General features: G+C 72.6%; 21 protein-coding genes, 1 pseudogene and 1 riboswitch. Of the genes and pseudogenes, 10 read left to right on the top strand and 12 right to left on the bottom strand.

The window, feature by feature from the left end:
- The first annotated feature begins 145 nt into the window (after positions 1–145).
- Together ACZ7C5_RS15300 and ACZ7C5_RS15295 are read left to right on the top strand one after the other, a co-directional pair.
- A complete protein-coding gene (locus tag ACZ7C5_RS15300; RefSeq protein ID WP_188300093.1) occupies positions 146–970 on the top strand; it encodes a histidine phosphatase family protein in 825 nt (274 codons plus the stop codon).
- Between the two features lie 87 nt (positions 971–1,057).
- Positions 1,058–1,552: a GNAT family N-acetyltransferase gene (locus tag ACZ7C5_RS15295; protein ID WP_401083436.1), complete on the top strand. Its 495-nt coding sequence runs from the start codon at positions 1,058–1,060 to the stop codon at positions 1,550–1,552.
- Positions 1,553–1,590: 38 nt separating this feature from the next.
- Here ACZ7C5_RS15295 and ACZ7C5_RS15290 read toward each other — a convergent pair whose 3' ends face one another.
- From ACZ7C5_RS15290 to ACZ7C5_RS15280, 3 genes are all read right to left on the bottom strand, one after another.
- A complete protein-coding gene (locus ACZ7C5_RS15290; protein WP_401083434.1) occupies positions 1,591–3,267 on the bottom strand; it encodes an ArnT family glycosyltransferase in 1,677 nt (558 codons plus the stop codon).
- Between the two features lie 185 nt (positions 3,268–3,452).
- Positions 3,453–4,880: a LamG domain-containing protein gene (locus tag ACZ7C5_RS15285; protein WP_470322729.1), complete on the bottom strand. Its 1,428-nt coding sequence runs from the start codon at positions 4,878–4,880 to the stop codon at positions 3,453–3,455.
- A gap of 108 nt (positions 4,881–4,988) precedes the next feature.
- Positions 4,989–6,209, bottom strand: coding sequence for a GH12 family glycosyl hydrolase domain-containing protein (locus ACZ7C5_RS15280; protein ID WP_401083430.1), 1,221 nt, complete (start codon positions 6,207–6,209; stop codon positions 4,989–4,991).
- 452 nt (positions 6,210–6,661) lie between these two features.
- Between ACZ7C5_RS15280 and ACZ7C5_RS15275 the strand changes: the two genes are divergently transcribed.
- The 5 genes from ACZ7C5_RS15275 to ACZ7C5_RS15255 all read left to right on the top strand — a co-directional run bounded on the left by ACZ7C5_RS15275 (position 6,662) and on the right by ACZ7C5_RS15255 (position 14,725).
- The gene (locus ACZ7C5_RS15275; RefSeq protein ID WP_470322781.1) at positions 6,662–8,080 is read left to right on the top strand and encodes a glycosyltransferase family 2 protein; all 1,419 of its coding nucleotides are present in this window, start codon (positions 6,662–6,664) and stop codon (positions 8,078–8,080) included.
- 5 nt (positions 8,081–8,085) lie between these two features.
- The gene (locus ACZ7C5_RS15270; protein WP_401083428.1) at positions 8,086–9,192 is read left to right on the top strand and encodes a glycoside hydrolase family 26 protein; all 1,107 of its coding nucleotides are present in this window, start codon (positions 8,086–8,088) and stop codon (positions 9,190–9,192) included.
- On the top strand, positions 9,189–10,892 hold the full coding sequence (locus ACZ7C5_RS15265; RefSeq protein ID WP_470322728.1) for a glycosyltransferase family 39 protein: 1,704 nt from the start codon (positions 9,189–9,191) through the stop codon (positions 10,890–10,892). The genes ACZ7C5_RS15270 and ACZ7C5_RS15265 overlap by 4 nt, the downstream gene beginning before the upstream one ends.
- A gap of 46 nt (positions 10,893–10,938) precedes the next feature.
- Positions 10,939–11,097: riboswitch (cobalamin riboswitch) on the top strand.
- A gap of 194 nt (positions 11,098–11,291) precedes the next feature.
- Positions 11,292–13,709: a ribonucleoside-diphosphate reductase subunit alpha gene (locus ACZ7C5_RS15260; RefSeq protein WP_401083744.1), complete on the top strand. Its 2,418-nt coding sequence runs from the start codon at positions 11,292–11,294 to the stop codon at positions 13,707–13,709.
- Entirely contained in the window at positions 13,709–14,725 is a 1,017-nt protein-coding gene (locus ACZ7C5_RS15255; RefSeq protein ID WP_188299268.1) for a ribonucleotide-diphosphate reductase subunit beta, read from the top strand. Before ACZ7C5_RS15260 ends, ACZ7C5_RS15255 begins: the two co-directional genes overlap by 1 nt.
- A gap of 65 nt (positions 14,726–14,790) precedes the next feature.
- Here ACZ7C5_RS15255 and ACZ7C5_RS15250 read toward each other — a convergent pair whose 3' ends face one another.
- A complete protein-coding gene (locus ACZ7C5_RS15250; RefSeq protein ID WP_401083424.1) occupies positions 14,791–15,012 on the bottom strand; it encodes a DUF397 domain-containing protein in 222 nt (73 codons plus the stop codon).
- Entirely contained in the window at positions 15,005–15,874 is an 870-nt protein-coding gene (locus tag ACZ7C5_RS15245) for a helix-turn-helix domain-containing protein (RefSeq protein WP_401083422.1), read from the bottom strand. Before ACZ7C5_RS15245 ends, ACZ7C5_RS15250 begins: the two co-directional genes overlap by 8 nt.
- A gap of 225 nt (positions 15,875–16,099) precedes the next feature.
- Here ACZ7C5_RS15245 and ACZ7C5_RS15240 point away from each other — a divergent pair, with 225 nt between their 5' ends.
- The 3 genes and pseudogenes from ACZ7C5_RS15240 to ACZ7C5_RS15230 all read left to right on the top strand — a co-directional run.
- Complete coding sequence (locus tag ACZ7C5_RS15240; RefSeq protein ID WP_401083420.1) at positions 16,100–16,537, top strand: ATP-binding protein; 438 nt, start codon at positions 16,100–16,102, stop codon at positions 16,535–16,537.
- Entirely contained in the window at positions 16,534–16,803 is a 270-nt protein-coding gene (locus tag ACZ7C5_RS15235) for a hypothetical protein (protein WP_470322727.1), read from the top strand. The genes ACZ7C5_RS15240 and ACZ7C5_RS15235 overlap by 4 nt, the downstream gene beginning before the upstream one ends.
- Before the next feature lie 70 nt (positions 16,804–16,873).
- Positions 16,874–17,125, top strand: a pseudogene (locus tag ACZ7C5_RS15230) (DUF6879 family protein); the annotation flags it as partial.
- Between the two features lie 253 nt (positions 17,126–17,378).
- Here the strand turns inward: ACZ7C5_RS15230 and ACZ7C5_RS15225 are convergent.
- The 7 genes from ACZ7C5_RS15225 to ACZ7C5_RS15195 all read right to left on the bottom strand — a co-directional run bounded on the left by ACZ7C5_RS15225 (position 17,379) and on the right by ACZ7C5_RS15195 (position 25,844).
- A complete protein-coding gene (locus tag ACZ7C5_RS15225) occupies positions 17,379–18,026 on the bottom strand; it encodes a nucleotidyltransferase domain-containing protein (RefSeq protein WP_401083415.1) in 648 nt (215 codons plus the stop codon).
- A gap of 9 nt (positions 18,027–18,035) precedes the next feature.
- On the bottom strand, positions 18,036–18,500 hold the full coding sequence (locus ACZ7C5_RS15220) for an SRPBCC family protein (RefSeq protein ID WP_401083413.1): 465 nt from the start codon (positions 18,498–18,500) through the stop codon (positions 18,036–18,038).
- Between the two features lie 201 nt (positions 18,501–18,701).
- Complete coding sequence (locus tag ACZ7C5_RS15215) at positions 18,702–19,559, bottom strand: sugar ABC transporter permease (RefSeq protein ID WP_401083411.1); 858 nt, start codon at positions 19,557–19,559, stop codon at positions 18,702–18,704.
- Positions 19,556–21,175, bottom strand: a complete 1,620-nt coding sequence (locus ACZ7C5_RS15210) for an ABC transporter permease subunit (protein ID WP_401083409.1) — start codon at positions 21,173–21,175, stop codon at positions 19,556–19,558. Before ACZ7C5_RS15210 ends, ACZ7C5_RS15215 begins: the two co-directional genes overlap by 4 nt.
- A 151-nt stretch (positions 21,176–21,326) precedes the next feature.
- Positions 21,327–22,625, bottom strand: a complete 1,299-nt coding sequence (locus ACZ7C5_RS15205) for a sugar ABC transporter substrate-binding protein (RefSeq protein ID WP_470322726.1) — start codon at positions 22,623–22,625, stop codon at positions 21,327–21,329.
- Positions 22,626–22,689: 64 nt separating this feature from the next.
- Positions 22,690–24,039 carry an alpha/beta hydrolase gene (locus ACZ7C5_RS15200; RefSeq protein WP_470322725.1) on the bottom strand — a complete coding sequence of 450 codons (1,350 nt, stop codon included), beginning with the start codon at positions 24,037–24,039 and terminating at the stop codon, positions 22,690–22,692.
- Entirely contained in the window at positions 24,036–25,844 is a 1,809-nt protein-coding gene (locus ACZ7C5_RS15195; protein ID WP_401083404.1) for a glycoside hydrolase family 13 protein, read from the bottom strand. Before ACZ7C5_RS15195 ends, ACZ7C5_RS15200 begins: the two co-directional genes overlap by 4 nt.
- Positions 25,845–26,000 lie beyond the last annotated feature (156 nt).

Here is a 26,000-nt window from a genome sequence, read left to right as displayed (position 1 = left end):
TACGCGCCCTGTGATCGCGCCGCCTTCTCCGTGAACACTGGAGAAGGCGGCGCGATCATATGTATGAACAGGCGTGCACGCCGGGCACCACCAGACCGGACCGGCATCCGGCCGGAACCTGATCGACCACGGGGAGCTCGCGGCCATGGCAGAACTCGGCACCACCCTCAACGGCCAGCACCAGTCCACCCAGAGCCAGCACCAGCAGCACGTCACCCCCCAGAACCCGCACCTCCACGCCACCGCCCACCGCCCGGTGGCGGCCGGCCGGCTGCCGTCCGTGCTGATCGCCACCCGGCACGGCGAGTCCACCGCCAACGTCGAGTTCCAGCTGGCCGACGCCACCGGTGCGCTCAGCGTCCCGATCAGCTGCCGCGACGCCGACATCCCGCTGTCGCTGCACGGCCGGCAGCAGGCCCAGGCGCTCGGCCACTGGTGGGCCGGACTGCCCAGCGCCGACCGCCCGCGCAGCGTCTGGTGCTCGCCGTACGCGCGCACCGCCGAGACCACCAGGATCGCGCTCGCCCAGGCCGCCGGGCTCGGCGCCGTTCCCGTCACCCTCGCGGTCCGCTACGACGAGCGGCTGCGCGACCGCGAACTCGGCGTCCTGGAGATGCTGCCGAAGGCCGCGATCGAGGCCAAGCACCCGGAGGAGGCGGCCCGCCGGCGCAAGATGGGCGAGCTGTACTACCGCCCGCCGGGCGGCGAGTCCTGGGCCGACGTCGCGCTGCGGGTGCGCAGCGTGCTGCGGGACCTGTGCGAGGAGGAGGCCGGACGGCCCGTCCTGCTGGTCGCGCACGACTGCACGGTGCTGATGCTCCGCTACGCGCTGGACCGGCTCACCGAGGAGCAGCTCACCGCGCTCGGGCCGGTGCACAACTGCTCCACCAGCCTCTGGCGGGCCCAGGAGGGACGGCTGCGGCCGGACGGCTGGAACGGGGTCGAGCACCTGGCGACCAGGGAGGACTGACGGGCCGGTGGCCGGTGACCGCTCCGCCGCCCCGGGCCGCCCGACCCCGGAGGTCCGCGCCGCACGGGGTTCCGGCACACTGGCCCGATGGACTTCCTCATCCGCCAGGCCCTCCCCGAGGACCTCGACGACGCCGGCCGGATCACCGTCGAGGCCTTCGTCGGCGACGGCTTCACCCAGCCCACCAGCGACTACGTCGAGCTGCTGCGCGACGCCGCACGACGGGCCCGCGAGGCCGACCTCCTGGTGGCCGTCGACCCGGCCGGTGCCGGCGTCCTCGGCTGCGTGACCTTCGCCGTCGGCGGCACCGAGTGGGCGGACATCGCCTCCCCGCGGGAGGGCGAGATACGGATGCTCTCCACCGCCGCCGCCTCCCGCGGCCGCGGTGTCGGCGAGGCGCTGGTGCGCGCCACCGTCACCCGCAGCCGCGAACTCGGCCTGGCCGGCATGGCCTTCTCCACCCGCCCCGAGATGACCACCGCCCACCGGATCTACGAGCGGGTCGGCTTCCTGCGCACCCCCGGGCGCGACTGGTCGCCGTACCCGGGGCTGGACCTGATGGTCTACACCATGGCGTTCTGAGCGGGCCGCGGGCGCCCGTCACCGCCTCCCGCCGCGCCTCACTGCTTCTTGTCGTACCCGGGTGCCACGTAGACGGTGTACCGGCCGTGCTTCCCGCTCGTCACCACGGTGACCACCCGGTACCCGGCGGCCTTCAGGGTGGGCTGGATCGCCTTGTCGACGGCCGCGGTCTGGGTGAAGTCCAGGACCACGACCTTCCACTCGTGGGCCTGGATGCCGGCCTGGATCGCGGGCACGCCGTTCTGCATCTGACCGGTGTCCGGGTCCCGCCGGAAGACGGCCACCAGGTCGTGCCACTGCTGCCAGTTCGTCTGCTTGCGCAGGTAGTACGCGGGGACGTTGTAGTTCTCGACCAGGTAGCGGTCCTCGCCCTTGACGATGTACGGCTCCAGCGCGGCGACGAACTCCGTCGAGTTCGACCACTCGCCGTTCATCTCCCGGCCCTGGGCCGCGCCCACCCAGGCCAGCGGGCCGACCACCAGGGTGGCGGCCGCGACCCCGGCCACCAGGTGCAGCCGGCCCTTCAGCCACAGCACCGTACGGGCCAGGACCAGGCCCACCACGATGCAGGAGAACCAGGCGCCGAAGTCGACGTGCTTCTGCAGCGACAGCCAGGTGTGGATGCGGATCTGGTTCACCGGCGCCATCAGCCCGGCCAGCAGCAGCAGGGTGGCGAGCCAGAACTCGGGCCAGGCCGCGCCGCCGCGCCGCCGCGCCCGCACCAGCTGCACCAGCACCCCGGCCAGTGCCACCACCAGCAGCGGACCGACCCAGCGGGCGGCCTCCGAGGCCACGTAGGAGTACGAGTCGTGGCCGGGGGCGCGCTTGAGCGTGGTGTGGTTGAAGCCGTTGACGTACTTCTCGCCGGCCGCCAGCGCCACCGCGCCGACCGCCACCACGAAGGTGAGCAGGAGCAGCAGCCCGCGCCGCCAGGCCTCCCGGGCGCGCAGCGAGCCGCGCGGCCCGGCCAGCACCGCGATGCCCGCCACCACCGGCACCCACAGCAGCGCCGCGTACTTGGTGGCGCCGGCCAGCGCCAGCAGCAGCCCGGAGGCGACCAGGCTCGGGTACCCGCCGCCGGTGGTCAGCCGCACCGCGAAGTACCCGGCCCAGGCGAGGACCGCCAGCGCCATCGCGTCGTAGGTGGCCAGGCCGCCGAGGAACTGGGTCGGGCCGAGCGAGGCGAAGGCCGCCGCCGCGCAGAACGCCGCGAGCGAGCCGTACAGCCGCCGGGTGGCCAGGTGGACGGCCACGGTGGCGGAGAGCATGAACGCCAGGCTCAGCAGCCGGGCGCCGTTCAGCCCGCCGAGGAAGTCGGCGACGGCCACCACCACCGGGTAGATCAGCGGGGAGCCGGAGAAGAACGTCTCGTACGTCGACACCGGGGTGCCGTGCCGCAGGTGCGCGACCTCCTGGTAGCCGGCGTAGATGTAGGTGCCCTCGTCGATGAAGGCGGTGTTGCTGAGGATCAGGTGGTACGAGAGCGCCGCCTGCACCAGCAGCACGGCCAGCAGCGGCAGCCAGTCCGCCCGCAGGACCGGCCGGGCCGGGTGCGGCACCGGGGGCGGGCCCGGCCTGCGGCGGCGCCGGTCGGCCGGGGCGGGCCCGGCGGCCGTGCGGGCACGCTCGCCGAGGGCCGTCCCGGCCGGCCCGGCCCCACCGAGGACGGGCTTGCGGGTGGACTCGGGCCGGATCCAGCGGCCGTCCGCGCTCATCAGTACTGCTCCTCATCTGGGACTTCGCATCCGGACGCGCCCCGACGGGGGCGCACGCCCCGGGGCGCGCATCGGCCGCCGCCCCACACTGCCGGGGGCGGCGGCCGGAGGTTCACGAGGGCCGGTCGGCCCTGCGGCGGGCTCCGCGGACCGGCTTCACCGGACCGCGGCACCGCCCGGCGGGGTCAGCCGCCGAGCCAGGCACCGACCGGCGCGACGGACGGCGGCGAGCTCGGGCCGGCCACGATCTTGACGATGTCGGCCTCGGGCAGCACCTGGTCCCACACCTGGATGTCGGCCACCGCGCCGTGCCAGGGGTCGGCCCACTGCGAGTTGGAGCTCAGCCGCCCCACCTGCAGCGAGTTGGTGCCGCTCGGCTGCACCCCGGCCGACTTGGCCGAGGACTGCGGAGCGCCGTTGACGTACAGGGTGAGCTGGCCCGACGGGTCGTCGTACACCCCGGTCAGCAGCACCCACTGGTTGGGCGTCGCGTCGCCCTTGGACCAGGCGATCGCCGAACCGCCGCCCGGCACCTGGACCTTGAAGTACCACTGGTCGTGCCCGTTGTTGGAGGCCCGGCCCAGCGAGTACGCGTAGTACTGGCCGTCGCCCTGGCTGATCGCGCTGCGGTTGCCGTTGGGCACGTCGACCAGCACCCGCGCGGAGACGGTGAAGCTCTTGCTCACGTCGACGACCGACGCGGACGTCGAGGCGAAGGAGTCCGGGCCGCTGGGCAGTTTGAGGACCTGTCCGGAGAAGCCGGCCATCGTCCCCTGCTTGGCGTCGGCGCCCAGGTTCAGCGCCGACGGGCCCTTCTTCGCGGGCAGCGAGCCGACGGTCGGCGGGCTGTCGATGCCCTTGCCGGCCGGCGCGCCCGCCGGACTCGACGGACCTGACGGACTGGACGGACCCGACGGGCTGGAGGCCTTCGGGCTGGGCGTGCCGGTGGCGTGGACCGGCGGCTTCTTGTCCTTGTCGTGCTGGTAGTACCAGTACCCGCCGCCACCGGCGGCGGCCAGCACCGCCACGGCGGTCAGCCCGCCGACCAGCTTGAGCCGGCGGCCGCGCTTGGCCGCCTGCTCGTTCCGCTCGGCCAGCGCCTCCCAGTTCGGCGTCGCGGACGAGGAGGCCGGCCCGCCGGACGCGGGGGCCGACGGCTGGAAGCCGCCCTGCTGCTGCCAGTGCGCCACGGGCTGCGGGGCCTGCCCCTGCGGGCCCGGCGGCTGCGGGGCGGGCGGGAAGGGCTGCCCGCCGAAGGGCTGCCCGCCGAGGGGCTGCGGCACCGGCGGCTGTCCGGGCAGCGGCACGCCGGGCGGCTGCGCCTGCTGCGGCGCCACCGGCCCCGGCTGCACCGGCCCGGGCACCACCGGGGCGGATCCGCCGCCCGGCTGGGGCACCGGCGGCACCGGCTGCGGGACCGGATACGGCGTCATCTGCTGGGGCTGCGAGGGAGCAGCGGGCGGCGGCGGCCCGTAGCCGGACGCGGGGCCGAAGGCTCCGCTCGGGGACTGCGGTGGCACACCGGTGGCCGGAGCGGCCCCCCCGGCCGGTGCCTGCTGCGGTGGCGTGGACGGCTGACCCGGCTCGCCACTCGGTACCGGTCGATCGCTCATGGCCCGAATGCTAGGGCATCCGCCCCGACACGCCCATGGGGGGTGCGCGGACGAATCGTCAGTGCGGCCGCCTTCCGCGGCACCCGACGCCGGCTCACCGGGCCCCGCTCACGCCACCCCGTTGTACGGCAGCTTCCAGCGCTGCGAGACGGTGTCCGCGCACGGCCTCAGGAGCACCGCCGTACCGTCCGCGAGCGCGCCGCCCGCGGTGCCCAGGCACAGCCCGGTGCCCTGGTTCCTCAGCCGCTGCCCGGGGGCGGTGACCCAGCGCTGCGCCGGGCCCGCGGTGCACTCGGCCAGCGTCACCGAGGAGCGGTCGGCGCCCGCCGCCAGGCAGGCCGCTCCCCCGCGCAGCGAACCGTCGTTGCCCACCGTCCAGCCGGTCGAGACGGCCTGGTCGCCGCAGGACCCGACGGTCACCGGCGTGCCGGCGAGCCCGCCGCCGCCGTGCCGCAGGCAGATCCCGGGCGCGCCCGCCGGGACCTCGCCGGCCGGCAGGCCGACCCGGTTGTGGAAGGCGAAGGAGTCGCTGCGCAGGCCGGTCCCGCCGCTCCAGACCTCGAAGCCCGCCTGCACCCGGCACAGGTAGGAGTCCTTGGGGACGTACCCGCGGGCCATCGCGTCGGCGGTGAACAGCCGCAGGTTGAGGCCGCGGGTGGTGTGGGTGGGCGACGTGCGCACGTAGCTGATCACGCTGTGCGGGCCGGTGACCGGCGCCTGGTAGACGTGGTACGTCGCGTCCCCGAACGGCTGGGCGTCCGCCACCTTCTCACCGGCCGGCCGCACGTTGTCGGTGGCGTCCAGCCAGATCATCACCTCGGCGCTCTCCCCCGGCAGGCAGTTGGCCGGGCTGGAGCCGTACCAGAGGTCGAAGGAGAGGTTGAAGGAGCCGCTCACCCGGCCGTTGGCGTCCCAGTCGGCGGTGGCGTCGCCGAGCGCGCTGACCGGCACCGGCAGTCCGCCGGCGCCCGGGGCGGTGGAGACGTTGGGGTAGGCGCCCGGGGCGAGCGGGTTCTTCGGGACGAAGCCGTCGATCCGGGAGACCGTGAACCCGGTGTCCCCGACCGGGTCCACGCAGACCGTGCCCGCGGTGTTCCACGGGTTCGGTTCGAGGATCTTGGTGCCGCCGTCCATCGCCAGCTTGGGGAACGGCTCCTGGGCGGTCGAGCAGATGCCGGGGCCCGGCGTCACCGCCGCCGTGGCGGCCGGCGGTTCCACCGCCCCGACCTCGCCGCTGCACCCGGCCAGCAGTACGGCGACCGCGCCGAACGCGGCGACCGCCCGCAGGCTCCGCGCCAGGCGCCCGGCCGTGCCCTCCTCGATGATCATCACTCTTCCCCGAACCGTCCTCGCCCGTCGAGCGGACAACCGTACACAAGCGCCCCGGCCGCACTGCCGTTCACCTCACGCTCGTTCACATCACGATCGGAACTCGATATCGGTTCCGGACAGCCCACGTAAGAGGGGGAAGCGAACGGGGAGCGACCGGTCCCGTACGATCCTGCCGTCCCCCCTCTCGCCCGGCCGACAACGGCCGCCGCACGGGGACGGTTCAGACTCGATACGGTTCCGGGGGAGTAGAGCACGTGACGGTCACCGAGAGCGCGCGACGCGCGGGAAGCGGTCAGCCGCCCGCCTCACGACGCCGGAACCGGCGCGATCCGGCCGCCCGCAACCGCTGGGGCCTGCTCCCCCAACCGCCGGACAACACCGAGAAGTACCTCTACGCCCGCACCAACCTGTGGGTGCTGACCTGCTTCTCCCTCATCAGCTTCGCCTGCATGGTGGCCAGCGAGATCGGCCTGCTGAGCGCGACGCCGTGGTTCCTGTTCTTCATACCGCCGCTCGCCTTCACCGTCGTCTACTACCTGATCTCCCGCTGGGTGCACGGCTTCAACGAGACCTTCGACCTCTCCGCCCACCGAGCCCTGGTCAAGTCCTGGCAGCCCGAGCACTATCCGACCGTCGACGTCTTCCTGCCGGTCGCCGGCGAACCCATCGAGGTGCTGCACAACACCTGGACCCACGTCGCCCGGCTGCGCGACCAGTACCCGGGCGACGTCACCCCGTACGTCCTCGACGACAGCAACAGCCCGCAGCTCGCGCAGATGGCCGTCGACTTCGGGTTCGTGTACGGCACCCGCGACAAGCTCGGCTGGTTCAAGAAGGCCGGCAACCTCCAGTTCGGCTTCCGCAACTCCGACGGCGACTACATCCTCATCCTGGACGCCGACTTCGCGCCCCGGCCGGACCTGCTGAACGAGACGCTCCCCTACCTGGAGACCGACCCGCGCCTCGGCATCGTCCAGTCCCCGCAGTTCTTCCGCATCCTGGACTCGCAGAACTGGATCGAACGCGGCGCCGGAGCCGTCCAGGAGCTGTTCTACCGGACCGTCCAGGTCTCCCGGCAGCGCAGCGACGGCGCCATCTGCGTCGGCAGCTGCGCGGTGTACCGGCGCGCGGCGCTGGAGGAGAACGGCGGCACCACGCTGATCGGCCACTCCGAGGACGTGCACACCGGCTTCGACCTGCGCCGCCTCGGCTGGGACCTCCAGTACATACCCGTGGCGCTGGCGACCGGCGTCTGCCCGGACAACGTCGGCGGCTTCTTCAACCAGCAGTACCGCTGGTGCACCGGCTCGATGAGCCTGCTCGCCAGCAAGAAGTTCTGGCAGACGAAGCTGCGGCCGGTCACCCGCGCCTGCTACCTGTCCGGCTTCTTCTACTACATCCACACGGCGCTGTTCACCCTCGTCTCGCCGCTCATCCCGATCGTCCTGCTGCTCGCCCGCCCCGACCTGATCCGCTGGGAGAACACCGCGCTGGTGCTGCCGGGGCTGATCTACGCGACGGTCATCTTCCCGCTCTGGCACCGCAATCCCTACCGGCTGGAGGCCTGGGCCGCCCGCATGATGTACGGCTGGGCGCACGTCTTCGCCATCTGGGACATCCTGCGCCGCAACCGGATGGCCTGGCAGCCGACCGGCTCCACCGGCGCCAAGAAGAACAAGACCCGCCGGTTCTGGACCGGCGTCATCGTCTGGGGCGGCGGCACGGCCCTGCTCTGGGTGCTGCTGAGCATCTGGCGGATGCTCACCATGGGCCCGCTCAACTTCGCCCTCGTCCTCGCCTCCGGCCTCTTCTACGCCACCATCGTCGGCCGGGTCCTCGTCCAGCCGCGCCCCACGGAAGCAGTGTGATCGCCATGCCCGCCCACCTCCGACGGGCCGGCCGGCTCCGTCGCCGGCCGGCGCTCCTGCTGCTGACCGCCGCCGGCCTGCTGCTCGCCACCGGGTGCGGCCCCGAGGACCCCGGCTTCGCCATGCAGGAGGGCCTCGACCGGCCCGCCGCCGCGGCCACTCCCGGCGCCGCCCCCGCGACGGCCCCCGGCACGGCCCCGGGCGCCGCGCCGAGCGCGCCTGCCGGGACGCCCAGGGCCCTGCCGGCCGGCGTCCCGTACGACGTCACGCCGCTGCTCAAGCCCGACCACAAGTACCTCGGCGCCGCCCTGCCCGACGTCCCCGCCACGATGGACGCGCTGCCCGGCTACAGCGCCGCGATCGGCAAGCAGCCCAACGTCCTGGAGTTCTACGCCCACTGGAAGGGCGGCTTCGACACCGCCGGCGCACGCCGGATCCACGAGGCCGGGGCACTGCCCTTCATGGCCTGGGAACCGCACGACCGCTCGCTCGCCTCGATCGCGGCCGGCGACACCGACGACTACGTGCGCGGCGTCGCCAAGTCCGTCGCCAGGTTCAACCTGCCGATCGCCATCAGCATCGCCCACGAGATGAACGGCGACTGGTACCCGTGGGGCCGTCAGGCCGCCACCCCCGAGGACTTCGTGGCCGCCTGGCGCCACGTCCACGACATCTTCGACCAGGCCGGCGCCACCAACGTGATCTGGGTCTGGAGCCCCAACATCACCGACCCCGCGCCCAACACCCGCCTGGCGCCGTACTACCCCGGCGACACCTACGTCGACTGGGCGGGCATGACCGGCTACTTCACCCGCACCGGGCCGAAGACCTTCGAGGCGCTGTACGGGCCGACCATGGCCGAGATCCGCGGCTTCTCCAAGAAGCCCTTCTTCATCAGCGAGACCGCCTCCGAGCAGGGCAAGCGCCAACGCGCGGACGTCGACCAGCTGTTCTCCGGCCTGGAGGCGCACGACGACGTCGTCGGCTTCGTCTGGTTCAACATCGTCAAGCGGGCGGACTGGCGGGTCGAGGCCGTCCCGGACACCCTCGCCGCGTTCAAGCAGCGCGTGTCCGACCCCCGTTACGGCTTCGACATCCGGAACCCCAGATGAGCACTGAGTCCGAGTTCCCCTCCGTCCCGCACGGCCGCGCGGCCCGCCGCCGCCGGGCCGCCGAGCCCGAACCCGCCGAACCAGGACCGGACACCGCCGAGCCGGGACCGGACACCGCCGGGCCCCGCACGGCCGTGGCGGTGGACAACCCCGACAACATAGAACTGGCCCCGTACACCATCCCGCAGGTCCCCGCGATCAGCTGGGACCCGGGCCCCAGCCCGCGCCGCCGCTGGATCGCCCGCGGCCTGCTGGGCGCCGTCCTCACCGTCCAGGCCGCGCTCTCGCTGCGCCTGCTGGCCGCCGCCCACCCCGACGAGGCCGCCGCCATGGTCTCCGGCCGCCGGCAGCTGGCCCACCTGCTGCACGGCACCCCGGTCACCACCGACCTGGTCGACCGGGTGCACGGCTCGCCCTGGCTCTACCCGCCACTGGCCGGCGCCGCCGCGAACGCCGGTGGCATCTGGGGCACCCGGCTGCTCAGCCTCGGCTTCGCGCTGGTCACCACCGTCCTGCTGTACTCGCTGACCCGGCGGCTGTTCAACGAGCGGGTCGCCATCTGCGCCATCGCCGTCTACGCCGTCCTCCAGTCCACCGTCGTGGTCGGCTTCTACGCCGCACCCGAGTCGCTCGCCGTCCTGCTGGTCGCCGTCGCGGCCTGGACCACCGTGTTCACCGCCCGACGGCATCCGGCCCTGGCCCTGCTCGCCGCCCCACCCACGGCGCTGGCCTGCGCCGTCGCCTACTCCGCGGCCTTCGCCGTCCCCGCCCTGGTCGCCCTCGCGTTCGCCTGCGCCCGGCCGTACCAGCGGCCGGGACCAGCAGCCCTGCGCGCGCTGCTGACGGGCGCCGGCACCCTCCTGCTGCTGCTCCCGTACGGCACCCTCGGCAGGGTCGCGGGGTGGTCGCCCTCGCGCGGCAACGCCCCCGGCTCAGCCGGCTCGATCCTGCTCGGCACGCTCCAGTGGGCCGGCCTGTTCACCGTCCTCGCGGTGGCCGGCACCATCGCCTACGCGCGCCACGAGCAGATCAACGAGCACGACGCGCCGGAGAAGGACGCCGTCCCCACCACCCGGGGCCGGCGCGCCCTGCTCGGGGCCGTCCTGACCGTCACCACCCTGCTGGTCCCCGCCGCCCACCTGTGGACCGGCACCTCCGGCGCGCTGTTCCGCCACCTCGGCTACGGCATGCTGCTCGCCGCCCCGCTCGCCGGGGTCGGCCTGACCCGGCTGGTCGGCGCCCACTTCCGCCACCCCCAGCTGGGCATCCTGGTCTGGGTCGCGCTGCTCGCCCTCGGCCTGGAGCAGTCCGCCCTGCGCTACCAGAACGGGCCCGACTCCGGCCGCCTGCTGGCCGTCCTGCGGGTCCACGCGGAGCCCCAGGGCCGCTACCTCACCGAGGTCGACGGACTCGCCGAGTACTACCTGGGCGGCGTCTCCCGACCCGAGCAGTGGGTCTCCGCGCGGGCCGGCACGGACTACCGCGACGGCGCCGGGGTGCAGCACCACGGCGACGCCGGCAGCGTGGCCGCGATCCGGGACGGCTGGTTCACCGTGGTCGTCCTCGACAGCACCGCGCCGAAGGCCACCGACCGGGCCCTGAGCGACGCCCTGACCGCCGCCGGACACTACCGGCTGGTCGCCCAATTCACCTCACCGACCGGTGATTCGAGCACGTACAAGGTCTATCTGAAGCACTGACGGGCCACCCCGCTCAGCCACACCCGCGACACGACAGCCACAACATATGGTGCCACCGCAGTCCGGCGGCACAACATGTATGCTCGCTTCTGCTGTCGACGCAGGGGAACCCGGTGCGAATCCGGGACTGCCCCGCAGCGGTGAGCGGGCGGCTCCAGCAGCCGTGCCCGCGAGTCCGATTACCTGCCGGACAGTGTGCGCCACGGCCCTCCCGCAGAGGCCGCGCCAGCACGAGCAGTACCCCTCCGGGCCTCGCGGGCGGGCCGGGGAGTAACCGTCGCGCGACGCCGTGTGCGTTCGTGCCGTGCTCCCCTGCCCCCATCGGCCCGGTGGCCCCCCGATCACAGCCGCCGATCGCCGCCAGGAGAGAGCGCCTTGACCACCGCAGCCTCAGCCACCCTGCCCGCCCAGGGCACCGGTACCGTTTTCACCGACCCGACGGTCTCCGACCCCGGCGGCGCCCTGCTGCGGCTGCTCACCGACCGCAGCGTCGACCTCACCGAGGTGGACCCCGGCCATGTCGCCGCCGCCGCGCTGCGCGGCCGCCACGCCGGCTCGGACTTCGCCGAACTGCGCGGGCTGGCCGTGGACGCCGCCGCGTCGATGATCGCCGAGGACCCCCAGTACTCGAAGCTGGCCGCCCGGCTGCTCGCGCTGGAGATCGTCGACGAGGCGAACAGCCAGGGCTCGGTGTCCTTCTCGGCCTCGATCACCGTCGGCCACGACGAGGGCCTGATCGGCGACGCCACCGCCGACTTCGTCGCCAAGCACGCCGCCGCGCTGGACGCGCTGATCGACCCCGAGGGCGACGACCGCTTCGAGTACTTCGGCCTGCGCACCGTGCAGTCCCGCTACCTGCTGCGCCACCCGATCACCCGCAAGGTGATCGAGACCCCGCAGCACTTCCTGCTCCGCGTCGCGTGCGGCCTGGCGGTCGGCGACAGCGAGCAGTCGGTGCGCGAGGTGGCCGAGCTGTACGGCCTGATGAGCCGCCTGGAGTACCTGACCTCCTCGCCGACGCTCTTCAACTCCGGCACCCGGCACCCGCAGATGTCGAGCTGCTACCTGCTCGACTCGCCGCTGGACAACCTGGACTCGATCTACAACCGCTACGCGCAGATCGCCCGGCTGTCCAAGCACGCCGGCGGCATCGGCCTGTCCTACTCGCGCATCCGCTCGCGCGGCAGCCTGATCCGCGGCACCAACGGCAAGTCCAACGGCATCGTGCCGTTCCTGCGCACCCTCGACTCCTCGGTCGCCGCCGTCAACCAGGGCGGCCGCCGCAAGGGCGCGGCCTGCGTCTACCTGGAGACCTGGCACGCCGACATCGAGGAGTTCCTGGAGCTCCGCGACAACACCGGCGAAGAGGCCCGCCGCACCCACAACCTCAACCTGGCGCACTGGATCCCGGACGAGTTCATGCGCCGGGTCAACGCCAACCAGGACTGGTCGCTGTTCTCCCCGGCCGACGTGCCGGAGCTGGTCGACCTGTGGGGCGCCGACTTCGACGAGGCGTACCTCAAGGCCGAGCAGGCCGGCAAGGCCGTCCGCACCATCCCGGCGCAGACCCTGTACGCCCGCATGATGCGCACCCTGGCGCAGACCGGCAACGGCTGGATGACCTTCAAGGACGCCTCCAACCGCGCCGCCAACCAGACCGCGCTGCCGGGCCGCACCGTGCACTCCTCCAACCTGTGCACGGAGATCCTGGAGGTCACGGACGACTCCGAGACCGCCGTCTGCAACCTGGGCTCGGTCAACCTGGGCGCCCACGTGGCCGCCGGGGCCTCCGCCGGCGACCTCGCCGGCGCGATGGACTGGGAGCGGCTGGACGCCACCGTGCGCACCGCCGTCACCTTCCTCGACCGCGTGGTGGACATCAACTTCTACCCGACCACCGAGGCCGGCACCTCCAACTCCCGCTGGCGGCCGGTCGGCCTCGGCGTGATGGGCCTCCAGGACGTCTTCTTCAAGCTGCGGATCGACTTCGACTCGGCCGAGGCGAAGGCCCTTTCGACGCTGATCGCCGAGCGCATCATGCTCACCGCGTACGAGCGCTCCGCCGACCTGGCCGAGCAGCTCGGCCGCCACGAGGCGTACGGCGAGACCCGCGCGGCCCGCGGCGAGCTGCACATCGACCACTTCCCGACGGCCGCCCCGCAGTGGGCCGACCGCTGGACCGCGCTGCGCGCCCGGATCGCCGAGACCGGCCTGCGCAACTCGCTGCTGCTCGCGATCGCGCCGACCGCGACCATCGCGTCCATCGCCGGCGTGTACGAGTGCATCGAGCCGCAGGTGTCCAACCTGTTCAAGCGCGAGACGCTGTCCGGCGAGTTCCTCCAGGTCAACCCGTACCTGGTGCGCGAGCTCAAGGACCTCGGCGTCTGGGACCAGCAGACCCGCGACGCGCTGCGCGACGCCAACGGCTCGGTGCAGGAGCTGAACTGGCTGCCCGCCGAGGTGCGCTCGCTGTACCGCACGGCCTGGGAGCTGCCGCAGCGCGCGCTGATCGACCTGGCCGCGGCCCGCATGCCGTACCTGGACCAGAGCCAGTCCCTGAACCTGTTCATGGCGGCGCCGACCATCGGCAAGCTCAGCTCGATGTACGCCTACGCGTGGAAGGTCGGTCTCAAGACCACCTACTACCTGCGTTCGCGCCCGGCCACCCGCATCGCCCAGGCCGCGTCCGGCACCGCACGTGCCGCCGCGCCCGCGCCCGCGCCGGTGCCCGTGAACAGTCCGACCCTCACCCCGGAGCAGGAAGCCGCCATCGCCTGCTCCCTGGAGAACCCCGAGTCCTGCGAGGCCTGCCAGTAATGTCCGACGACCGCCAGAAGATGCTGCTCGACCCCGGCTTCGAGCTGACCCTGCGCCCGATGCGCTACCCGTCGTTCTACGACCGGTACCGGGACGCCATCAAGAACACCTGGACCGTCGAGGAGGTGGACCTGCACTCCGACGTCGCCGACCTGGCGAAGCTCAGCGAGGGCGAGCGCCACCTCATCGGGCGACTGGTCGCGTTCTTCGCGACGGGTGACTCGATCGTCTCCAACAACGTGGTGCTGAGCCTCTACAAGCACATCAACTCCCCGGAGGCGCGGCTGTACCTGTCGCGTCAGCTGTTCGAGGAGGCCGTGCACGTCCAGTTCTACCTGACGCTGCTGGACACCTACCTGCCCGACCCGGAGGACCGCAACGCGGCCTTCGCGGCGGTGGAGAACATCCCCTCCATCCGCCAGAAGGCGCAGTTCTGCTTCAAGTACATGAACGCGGTCGACCACATCGACTCGTTGCAGACGAAGGAAGATCGCCGGGCGTTCCTGCTCAACCTGATCTGCTTCGCGGCGTGCGTCGAGGGCCTGTTCTTCTACGGCGCGTTCGCGTACGTGTACTGGTTCCGGTCGCGCGGTCTGCTGCACGGTCTCGCGACGGGGACGAACTGGGTGTTCCGCGACGAGTCCATGCACATGGACTTCGCCATGTCGGTGGTCGACACCGTGCGCGAGGAGGAGCCCGACCTCTTCGACGACGAGATGGCGAAGCAGGTGACGGAGATGCTGGAGGAGGCCGTCGAGGCCGAGCTCCAGTTCGCCCAGGACCTGTGCGGCGACGGTCTGGCCGGCATGAACACCGACTCGATGCGCGAGTACCTGGAGGCCGTGGCCGACCAGCGCCTGGCGCGGCTGGGCCTGCCGATCCGGTACGGCTCGACCAACCCGTTCGGCTTCATGGAGCTCCAGAACGTCCAGGAGCTGACCAACTTCTTCGAGCGTCGCGTGTCGGCGTACCAGGTGGCCGTCGAGGGCTCGGTCGCCTTCGACGACGACTTCTAAGCCAGCAGATACGACATCAGCGGTGCCCCGCACGGCCACAGCCCGTGCGGGGCACCGCTGATGTTTCAGCCGGTCGGAAAGTCTCCGGACTTGACCCCGGAGAGGAACGAGGCCCAGGCCTCGGCCGGGAAGAGCAGCGCCGGCCCGTTCGGATCCTTCGAGTCACGCACCGGCACAACCTCGGTGACACCAGCCGCGATCTCAATACAGTTGCTCTGAGCCCCTGAGAACGATGACTTTCGCCAGATGAGGTCGACAGCGGCCGCACCCTGCGGGGTGCTACTCATCGCTGTACCTTCCTTTCGCAATGCGCTTGATGAGCGCGATCGATTCCTTGCGCGGCAGAGACTCGGCCAACGCCCGGCGGAACAGGTTGGAGTACTTGAAGACCTCGCCCGGCTCCTCGATGTAGAGGGTGCTGAGGAGGCTGTCCACGTACACGACGTCCGTCTCAGTGCTCTCAGGGAAGCTGAGGATCACCAGTGGCCCGAAGAGCGCGGCATGAACATCCGATTCCTCCGGCAGCACTTGAATGTTGATGTTCGAGCGGTCCGCCATGGTGACCACATAGTCGAGTTGCTCCCGCATCACCGCCCGCCCACCGACCTGGTGCTTCAACGCGGACTCTGAGAGCACGACCCACAGCCGCAGCGGAGACTCGCGAGCCAGCACCGACCTCCGCTCCAACCTGACCTTGGTCAGCCTCTCCACCTGTCCATCGTCGGCATCCTCTATCTGCGCCCGCACGACGGCCCTGGTGTAGTCCTCCGTTTGCAGGAGGCCCGGGATCAGGAAGGTCTCCACGCTGTAGGCGTCGGAGGCATCGGCCTCCAATGAGATGTAGTCGGCATACAGCGGCGACAGGGTGTCGGAATACCTGTCCCACCAGCCACGCAGACGTCCATCCCGAGACAGGTCCTCCAGCTGACCGCGCGTCGCCTGATCCACCACTCCATAGAGGTCGAGCAGCAGCCGAAGATCGACGAGCCTGATTCCGGACTGCGCTGCCTCGATCCGACTGATCTTGCTCTCGGCGCAGACGAGCTGTCTGGCCGATTGGGCAATCGTCATTCCCGCAGCAAGCCGCATCTCTTTGAGAGTTCGAGCGAGCCGCCGCTGTCGGACGGTCGGATTCCTGTTCACCGGCACGCGTGACCTCCCCGCTTCTGTGCGCAGTCAGTCTGCCGCCCCAGGCCCGCCGCAACAATCTTTGATCACTTCCAAAGTAGGGACTTGCACTTTGGAAGCCCCCAGGAGCATGCTACTCACCGTAGCTTGTTGATCGACACATCGTGATCGCAGTGGGCTACTCACCGGGCATCCCCATGCCCTCTTCAGCCGCTTTCACCTGCACACCCCATAGGTGGCCCTGCCATGCCTGAAGACCTCTCCCCCTCACCCGCCCCCATCGAGCGGAGCTGCTGGCTCCCCCGGCACCGCTCCTCCCCCCGGGCCGCCCGCTGGGCGCTCCACAAGTTCCTCCTCCCCCACCCCTCCGGCGAACTCCTCGTCTTCACCGGCGAGTTGCTGGTCAGCGAGCTGGTCACCAACGCCGTCCGGCACTGCCGCGCCCCGCACAACCTCCTCATCCTCGTCCGCTTCCAGCTCTCCCCGGACGACACGCTCCGCATCGAGGTGCACGACGCCGACGGCGAGGAGCCCTCGTACCGCCCCGCCTCCACCACCGCCGAGAGCGGCCGAGGCCTGCTGCTCGTCAGGGAGTTGGCCACCCAGTGGGGCTGCTGCCCGCGCGAGGGTGGCGTCGGGAAGTTCGTCTGGTGCCACATCTCCCCCGAGGCGGCCGCCGCGTGAGCGTCGTCCGGGCCGGAATCGCCGGCATCATGCGCCCCACCGACTTCCCCAGCCTCGACCACGCCCTCCCCGTCCTCTGGGAGCGCGTCCGCGACCTCCCCATCCGCGAGGCCCACCGGGACTTCATCCGGCTCTGCATCGGCCCCGGCGGCGGCGAGGGCGTCACCAACTGCCTCTCCCGCAACGACAGCTGGAGCGTCACCCTCTACGTCGGCGACATGACCGACTGGACCAGCCACCTGATCACCATCACCACCAGCCCCTGAACTCCCCCGCTCCCGCCCGACGTTCACGCCGGGCGGGAGCGGATTCGAACAGCTTTCCTGTTCTCGAAAGATGGCGTCCTTGACCGTGTTCCCCGGTGATCGGGAGCATCAAGACAGGTCACAATCACCACGCCGCCCCTGGAGGAAGACGTCCATGCTCAAAGGTGAGCACTTCGGCCGGCTCTTCGAGACGTTCAAGCGAACGGCGTTCCGACTCGAAACGCTGGCCGTCTACGACGTGGATGAGGAACGCGAGGAGTTCGCGGACTTCCTCGCCCCGGCCGAGGCCTCGGACAACCCCTGGGTCCGCGCCATGACCGACCTGGGCAAGCAGGTGGCCCGCAGGAATGGGCCTCCCGCCACCGGGAGGCATGACGCCGGAAGTCGGCCGGTCCGACTTCCGGCGCACGCCCGGCCCGGCCGCCCGGCCCCTCGCGCTCACCCGCGCGAGGGGCCGCCTCTCATTTCCAGCCGGATCCGGACGGAAATTTCCGCACGTGCACCGCTCACCTCCCACCTGGCCGCTCCTCCCCTGCCCTGCCGGGCTGCGCTGACGCAGCACCCCGGCCCCCGGGCTACCCCGCCAGGTCCCCCAGCTCCGCCAGCCACGGATGACCGGGGTGCACCCGCCGCAGCCACCCGCCGAGCGCGTCCCGCCGCGCCCGGCTCAGCAGCGGCAGCACCCCGTCGAAGTCCGCCTGGTCCTTCGGCCGCGCCGCCTTCGCCTTGAACAGCAGCACCAACTCCGGTACCAGGTACGGAATCCCGTCGGCCGTCCGCTCGGTGACCGTGTCGTAGGGCATCCGCAGCCCCTCGTCCCGCCGGCAGATCCAGGTCCCGCCGTCGTGCGGCTCACGGAAGACGTCGAACAGGAACCGGCCGCTCGCCGGATCCCGCAGCCAGGTCTGGTGCGTGGCCGCCAGCGCCTCGGCTCCCCCCGCCGGCCAGACCCGTCCCGAGCCCACCGCGTCGAACACGTACTCGGGGAAGCGCTCCCGGACCTCCGGGAATCCCGCCGCCGGCACCGCGATCTCCAGATCCCCGTGCGGCCGCGACTGCCCACCGCGGAACAGGTCCAGTGCCCAGCCCGCCGCGACGCACCACGGTGTGCCGAGCCCGTCCAACCGCTCCGCGACCTGTTCCGGCCGCCACGCGTCCGCCCACCGGGCATCCAGTTCGTCCGCGTCGAACACAACGCCGCCGGGCGGCAGGGAGTCAGTCATCATCACAACCTACTGCCGACCCCCGCCCGCTCGCCCCGCGGTGAGCGCGGCGTCGGCGGCGGCGAGGATCCGGCCGAAGGTGTGGGCGATGACGGGCTTCGCCACCGCCCGGGTGAGGGCCGCGCCGAAGGGCAGGCGGACCTGGAAGGTGGTCGTCCACACGACCTCCGTCCCGCCGGCGACCTCGGTGAAGGTCATCCGGCCGAGTTCGTGCCGGGACGGCGGCACGCTGCGCTCGACCGTGTAGTCGAAGCCGTACGGCCGGTCGTACGTGGTGACCCGCTCGCGGAACCAGCCGATCGCCCAGGTGTGCAGCCGCACCGCCCCCACGCCGTACGGGGCGTCGGCTCCCGGCCGGGCAAGCCGGGCCCGGAGGATGAGCGGGGAGCGGGTGTGGTTGGTGGTGGTGGCACACCAGTCGAACACGTCCTCGATCGGTGCGGCGATGACGCGTCGAACGGTCAGGGTCTCCATGGTCGTTCCCCTCTCTCGGCGGGCGGCGGCGCGGACGTCGGCGACCGCACCCGACAGATGGACCGGGCAGCCACCGGAAAACGTGACATGGGCGTGCCCCCGCCCGGCGCGCGGACGCCGGACGGGGGCACCGGGCCCGGACACCGGGCCGGGACACCGGACGAGGACAGGCCCCGCCCTCACACCCTCTCTCCCCCCGGTTCAGCCCTTGACCGACCCCGCGGTCAGCCCCTGGGCCAGGAACCGCTGGAGGAACTGGTAGACCACGATCACCGGCAGCGAGGTCACCAGCGCCCCGGCCGCGAACAGCCCGTAGTTCTGGTCCTGCTGGCCGGAGATGATCCCGTAGAGGCCGACCGCGACGGTCTTGGAGTCGTTCGAGGTCAGGAAGATGTTCGCCAGGATCACGTCGTTGAGCGCGGCGGTCAGCGACAGGATGGAGATCACCACCAGCATCGGCGCGGCGAGCGGCAGGATCAGCCGGAAGAAGATCTGGGCGTGTCCGGCGCCGTCCACCTTGGCGGCCTCGTCGATCTCCCGCGGGATGGTGTCCAGGTAGCCCTTCATCAGCCAGGTGTTCACCCCCATCGCGCCGCCGAGGTAGACCAGCACCAGCCCCCACGGGGTGTCCAGGCCGATCGCCGGCAGCACGTCGCCGATCTTCGCGAACATCAGGTAGAGCGAGATCACCGCGAGGAACTGCGGGAACATCTGCACCAGGAAGACCGCCATCAGCCCGAACCGCCGCCCCCGGAAGCGGAACCGCGAGAAGGCGTACGCGGCCAGCACCCCGAGCAGCACGTTGAGCACCGCGAAGGTGCCGCAGACCAGCGCGGTGTTCCCCAGCCAGCGGGCGAACGGGTACTGCCCGTCGGTGAAGAGCGCGGTGAAGTTGGCGAGCGAGGCGTGCCGGGGCAGCAGGGTGGACGACTGGAGCGTGCCGAGCGGGTTGAGCGCCGCGGAGAGCACGAACAGCAGCGGGAAGAGCGCGAAGCAGACGGCGAGCACGGCGATCAGGTGCCGCCAGCCGAGGCGGCGCAGCCAGCGGGTGGTGGTCATGCGTTCAGCTCCTCAAGGGCGCGGGTCCGGCGGAAGCCCACCAGCGTGATCAGCCCGACCAGCAGGAAGATGACGATGGACAGCGCGGCGGCGAATCCGTACTGGGCGCCCTGCCCGCCGAAGGCCAGCCGGTAGGTGTAGCTGATCAGGATGTCGGTGGAGCCGGCCGTGCCGCCCGCCCCGTCGAACGGCCCACCGCCGGTGAGCAGTTGGATGGCGTTGAAGTTGTTGAAGTTGAAGGCGAAGGACGAGATCAGCACCGGTGCGGCGGCGACCAGCAGCAGCGGGAAGGTGACCGCCCGGAACGCCGTCCACGGCCCGGCGCCGTCGATCCGGGCGGATTCGTTCAGTTCGGCGGGCATCGCCTGGAGCACGCCCGTGCAGATCAGCAGCATGTTGGGGAAGCCGAGCCACAGGCTGGTGAGGACCACCGCGAACCGGGCGCTCCAGGCCTCGCCCAGCCAGTCGATCCGGGTGTGCAGCAGCTGGTTGAGCAGGCCGAAGTCCCGGTTGTACATGCTCTGCCAGATCAGGATGCCGATGAACGCGGGCATCGCGTACGGCAGCAGCAGCAGCGAGCGGTAGACCCGCTGACCGCGCAGCCGCGGGTGGTTCAGGGTGAGCGCGAGCCCGAGGCCGAGGGCGAAGGAGGCGCCGGTGGAGAGCAGGGCGAAACCGAAGGTCCAGGCGAGCACCCCCAGGAAGGGGCCGCGGATGGCGGGGCTGGTGAGCACGGCCGTGAAGTTGGCGAAGCCGACGGTGCGGTGCCAGCCGACGGGCAGGGTGCGCCCGGAGCCGTCGGCGGCGGTGAACCGGCCGTCGACGGGGTGGTAGACGGTGCCGTCGCGGGTGTCGGTGAGGGTGTCGGCCGCCCGGTCGTGGACGAGGGCGGGCCGGGCGGTGGTGGCCGTCGAGAGGCCCTGGCTCACGACGAAGGCGTCGCCGCCCACCGGCACCCGCAGGCCGGCCAGTTCGGCGGAGCGGGCGTTGACCTGGCCGAAGGTGAGCAGCCTCAGCCCGGGGGCGGCGGTCACCCGGCCGTCCGGCCCGGCCACCGTCCCGGCGGGGGCGGGGGCGAGGCCGCGCGCGGTGCCCGCCGAGACCTGCCCGGTGTCCGGGTCGGTGAGCAGCAGCACCAGGGGACCGCCCTCCGGTCCGGTGGCGATGGTGAGCGCGTACGAGGAGCTGCCGGGGACGGGCTCGACGGACTGCTCGACGAGGCTGCGGACGGCCTGGTCCTTGGTGAGCAGGTGGCCGTCGCCGTAGTCGGTGAAGGAGACCGCGACGATGTACAGCACGGGGTAGGCCACGAAGGCGAGGAAGAGCCCGGTGGCCGGCAGCAGGTACTTGGCGGGCAGCCGGCGCGGCGAGAGGTAGATCCAGAACGTCGCGCCGACGGCGGCGGCCAGCACGCCGAGCGCGGCCCAGTGCCCGCCGTCGTACAGCCGGGGCGCCGCGAAGACGGCGAGGGCGGCGACGCCGCCCAGCAGGGCGGTCTTCACCAGGAGCGCGGTGACGGCGCCCGACCGGCGGGGGGCCCGGCGGGGCGGGCGGTCCGGGGTGGCGGCGGAGTCGTCGTCCGGGCGCCTGCTGTCCTGAAGGGTGGGGGAGGTCATGGGTGGTCCCTGGTCCGGAGGGCGCCCGGAGGTGGTGGCCGTCCGGGTGGCTGCGCGCGTGCGGGGGGCCGGCACGCGAGGGCGCGGTGTACGAGGGCGCGGTGTACGGAAGAGCGGTGCACGAAGGAGCGGCGGGCAGGAGGCAGGAGGCTCAGCGGGCCTGGCCCAGGGCGGCGCGGATGGCCTCCCCGGCCTGCTTCATGGTCGTGGCCGGGTCCGCACCCGCCACGATGTTCGCCTCGGCCTGGCCGAGCGGCCCCCAGATCGCGTTCATCGCGGGGATCGTCGGCAGCGGCTGACCGCCCGCCCCGGCGGCCGCGAGGGCGGCGATGTCGGGGTCGGTCGCGGACGCCTTGGCGAGCGCGGAGGTCAGCGCGGGCGGCTCCGGCGAGGCCTGGTAGAGCGCCAGCTGGCCCGACTCGGAGCCGATCTCGCGGAACAGGAACTCCTGGGCCAGCGGCAGGTTCCTGGCCTTGGCGGAGAGGTAGAAGCTCTGCACCCCGACGAACGGCCTGGCCTGGCCCTTGCCCGCCCAGCCGGGCACCGGCGAGATCGCGTAGGGCAGCCCGGCCTGCTTGAGCTGGCCCAGCGCCCAGGGTCCGGCCACCAGGAACGGCGTCTTGCCCCCGGTGAACAGCGCGATGGCGTTGGTGTCCACCGAGCGGCTGAACAGCCCGCCGCCCTTCTCTCCGTACTGCTTGAACAGCTCGCCGGCCGCGATCGAGCCCGGCCCGCCGACCCCGAGGTCCGCGGTGTCGTAGCCGCCGTCCGCCTTGGTGCCGAACAGGTAGCCGCCGGCCGAGGTGAACAGCGGCTGCAACGCGTACGCGTTGCCCTGCTGGCCGATCGGCAGGGCGAGCGGGACCTCGCTCCGGCCCGCCTTGACGGCGCCCTGCCCCGCGGCGGCGAGGTCCTCGAAGGTGGCGGGCGCGTCCGGGGCGAGTCCGGTGTTGCGGAACAGCACCAGGCTCTCGGTCGCGTACGGCAGCCCGTACGGCCGGCCGTCGTGGTTCACGGCCTCCAGGGCGGCGGGCTGGAACAGCGCCTTCTGCGCCGCGGTCAGCGGGACGGGCGCGACGACGCCGTTCTGCACCAGGTTGCCCAGCCAGTCGGAGGCGCCGACCACCAGGTCGGGGCCCTTGCCCGCGTTGGTGGCCGAGACGTAGGCCTGCTGGGTGTTGACGGACTGCGGGACGACGGTGACCCGGACCCCGTGCTCCTTGCCGAACCGGTCGGCGAGCGGCTGGAGGGCGGCGGCCTGCTGGGTCTGCGCCCAGATCACCAGGTCGCCCTCCGCGGCCGGGATCGCCGGGTCGGTCATCGTTCCTCCCGGGGCCGCGCCGCTCGCTGAGGACGGGCCGGCGGCCGGCGCGCCGGCGGGCGAGGTGCCGCCGCAGGCCGTGACCAGCAGGGCGAGGACGCCGAGGGCGGCGTGTCTGCGGTAGCGCATCGTCCGAGACTCCTTCGTCTGGGAGGGGCCCGGGAGAGGCCGGGCCCCGGGAGGGCGGGGCGGGTCAGATGCCGTCCGCCGGGCGGTGCCAGCGGTCGACGGTGAGGTCGAGCCGGGTGTCCCGGTCGACGGTGAGCGGGTGCATGACCCGGAGGCCGTCCCCGTCGACGGCGTCCAGGCCCCAGCCCCGGGAGACGCCGCCGTCGAAGCCGGTGCCGCGCGGGACGGCGATCCGGCCGCGGAAGCGCCCCGGGCCGTCGGGCCGGCAGGGCAGCGGGCCGAACATCACCGGCGCGTCGTCCGGGGTGCCGTCCGGCACGGTGACGACGACCTCCAGGACGGGCCTGGCCGGCAGCTCCGGCGCCACCTCGACCTCGGTGTGCGCGCTCAGCCCGTGCGCCCGGACGGTCACCGCGGTGCGTCCGGCGGCCAGCGGGCGCAGCAGCCCGTGCGGTGAGACGGCGGCGACCTCGGGCCGCTCCGCCCGGCAGTCGGCCTCCAGCGCGGTGTACCGCACGCCGTCGGCCCGGACGGCGACCGGGTTGACGGCGCTCCAGGTCTCGCCGGGGGCGAGCCGCAGGTGCGCGGGGGCGGTGAGCGAGACGACCGGCGAGGGGGCGCCGAACAGGTGCAGCAGCGCGTGCCGGGCCCGGTGGCGCCAGGCGTCCTCGTGGTGGGGCGCGGTCGGGTCCTCGTAGTAGAGGAGGTCGGCGCCGCTGGTGTAGCCGGCCTCGTCGAGGAGCCGGCCGGCCAGCTCCCTGGCCGGCCGGGCCAGGATCAGGCCCTCCCGGCCGCCGATGTCCAGCCAGAGCCGGCGGGGTCCGCGGCGGCGGTAGCGCTCGTACACCACCTTCTCGCCGAGGTCGGCGGGGTCGACGTGGGTGAGGAACGGCGAGAGGACGGCGGCCAGGCCGAACACCTCGGGTCGGCGGAAGGCCATGTGGTAGGCGACCAGGCCGCCCATCGAGGAGCCCATCACCGCGGTGTGCCCGGGCCCGGTCCTGGTCCGGTAGCGGGCGTCGACGAACGGCTTGACCTCGTCGGCCAGGAACGCCTCGTAGCGGTGGCCCTTGAGCGGGGTGCCGGGCGTGCGCCAGTACTCGGCGACGTGCGAGTACTCGGTGCCGCGCTCGGCACCGGCGTTGGGCACGCCGACCGCGATCAGCTCGGGGATCAGGCCCTCGGCGTAGAGCCGCTCCAGCGTCCGGTCCAGCGCCCAGGTGGGGCGCTGTCCCTGGTCGAAGACCTGCTGGCCGTCCTGGAGGTAGAGCACCGGGTAGTCGGCGTCCCGGTCCTCGTCGTAGCCGGGCGGCAGGTGGACCAGCAGGTCCCGTTCGTTGCCGAGCGGTTCGGAGCGGAAGCCCGGGATGCGTTCGATCCGGCCGCGGCGCACGGCGGCCCCGGCGCCGCTCACCGGGCCACCGACCAGACGTGCACGGCCGGGCCCTCGGCGGGCAGGTCGCGACCGGGGACGAGCTGCGGCCCGCCGAGCAGGTGGGTGGCGTGCCACTCCCCGGCCACCGGCGGGTGGTCGGCCCGGCTGATCTGCACCAGGATCCGCTCGTGGTCGTCCTCGCGCTCGAACAGCAGGACGTCGCGCTCGGCGAGCAGCCAGCGCAGCCCGCCGCCGGCGAGCGCGCTGTGGCCGCGGCGCAGCCGGATCAGCTCGCGGTAGGTGCGGTAGGTGTGCCGGTCCCAGGTGGACTCGTCCCAGGGGAACGGCTTGCGGCCCTCCTCCAGGCCCTCGCCCAGCACGCCGACCTCGTCGCCGGAGAACACCATCGGAGTGCCGGGAAGGGTGAACAGCAGGGCGGCGCCCAGCAGTTGGCGTTCGGGTCCGGCGAAGCTGCGGAACCGGGCGGTGTCGTGCGAGTCCAGCAGGGTGAGGTTGTGCACCCGGCTGCGCCAGGGCAGGGCGGCGCCGAACGCCGTCATGGTGGCCCGCAGTTGGGCGCCGCCGTAGTCGGGGATCGGTCCGGGCACCGCCCAGAAGTCCTTCTGGTCGTGCCGTTCGGCGAGCCAGGACCAGACCGGGCGGGTGAAGCCCGCGTAGCTCATGGTGCCCTGCCAGCCGTCGCCGCCCAGGGCGAGCGAGGCGTCGTGCTGGTGCTCGGCGAGCAGCACGGCGTCGGGGTTGGCGGCCCGGACGGTGGCCGCGGTGGTGGTGGCGACCAGGCGGTTGAGCTCGACCTCGCCGCGCCGGCCGGCCATCTGGGCCACGTCGACCCGCCAGCCGTCCAGGTGGAACGGCGCCCGGAGGTACCGGGCGACCACCGAGCCGGGGCCCTCGTAGAGGCGGCGGCGCAGTTCGGCCGAGCGGTGGTCGAAGGTCGGCAGGGTCCGCACGCCCAGGAAGGTGGCGTAGTCCTCGGGGCCGCCCTCGCCGAAGAAGTAGAAGCCGGCCTCGGGGCCGTCCGGGTCCTGCTGTGCGGTGCGGAACCACTCGTGGTCGCTGCCGGAGTGGTTGAGGGTGATGTCGCCGATCACCTTGATGCCGCGCCGGTGGGCCTCGGTGGTGAGCGCGATCAGCGCCTCGTCGCCGCCGAGCGCCGGGTCGACGCGGTCGAAGGAGACGGCGTCGTAGCGGTGGTTGGAGCGGCCCTCGAAGAAGGGGGTGAGGTAGATGACGGTGGCGCCGAGGCGCTGGATGTGGTCGATCCGGCGGGCCACGCCCCAGAGGTCGCCGCCGTACATCTGCTGGAGGGCGGCGGCGTCGCCGGTGTGCAGCGGGGCGTCCCATTCGGCGGGGCGGGCCCAGGCGGCGAGCGGGGCGTCGCCGCCGCGGGCGTAGCGGTCGGGGAAGACCTGGTAGACCACCGCGTCGGCGGCCCAGGCGGGCGGGGCCGGGTGGGTGGTGAGGCGGAAGTCGGTGGCGTCCGGCAGGTCGTGGTCGTGCAGGCCGGCCGCGGTGAGCCAGCGTCCGCCGTCCGGGGTGTGCAGCCAGAACCGGTAGTTCATCTCCGGGTTGACCATCGTCAGGCGGGCCCGCCACCAGGTCGCGTCGGCGTCCGTGCGGTCGGGCACCGCGGCCTCGAAGTGCGGTTCGCCGTCCGGGACGGAGCGCAGGAAGACCCGCTCCACCCGCCGGCCGGCCGGCACCCGAACCAGCAGGTCGACGGTCTGCCCGAGCCGTGGCGCGAGGTCGCCGACGTAACGCGCGGAGCCGTCGTGGTGCGGCTGGTGGCGGGCGGCGAGGCGGTGGCTGCGGGCCGTTTCCATGGAGCTCCTCGGTCGGGTGAACAGGGTGATGGAGGGCGGCGTTCCGCTTACCGGGGCCGACGAGGGAACCGTAACGGCGATGAAACAGTTGCGCAATACGTTGCTAAGATTGTTTCACCAGCCTCGCTGACCCACGGCCGGCGGTTTGTAAGATGC

The sequence above is a fragment of the Kitasatospora sp. NPDC036993 genome (genome assembly GCF_055607525.1).
This window is presented reverse-complemented; position numbering and strand designations above follow the sequence as displayed.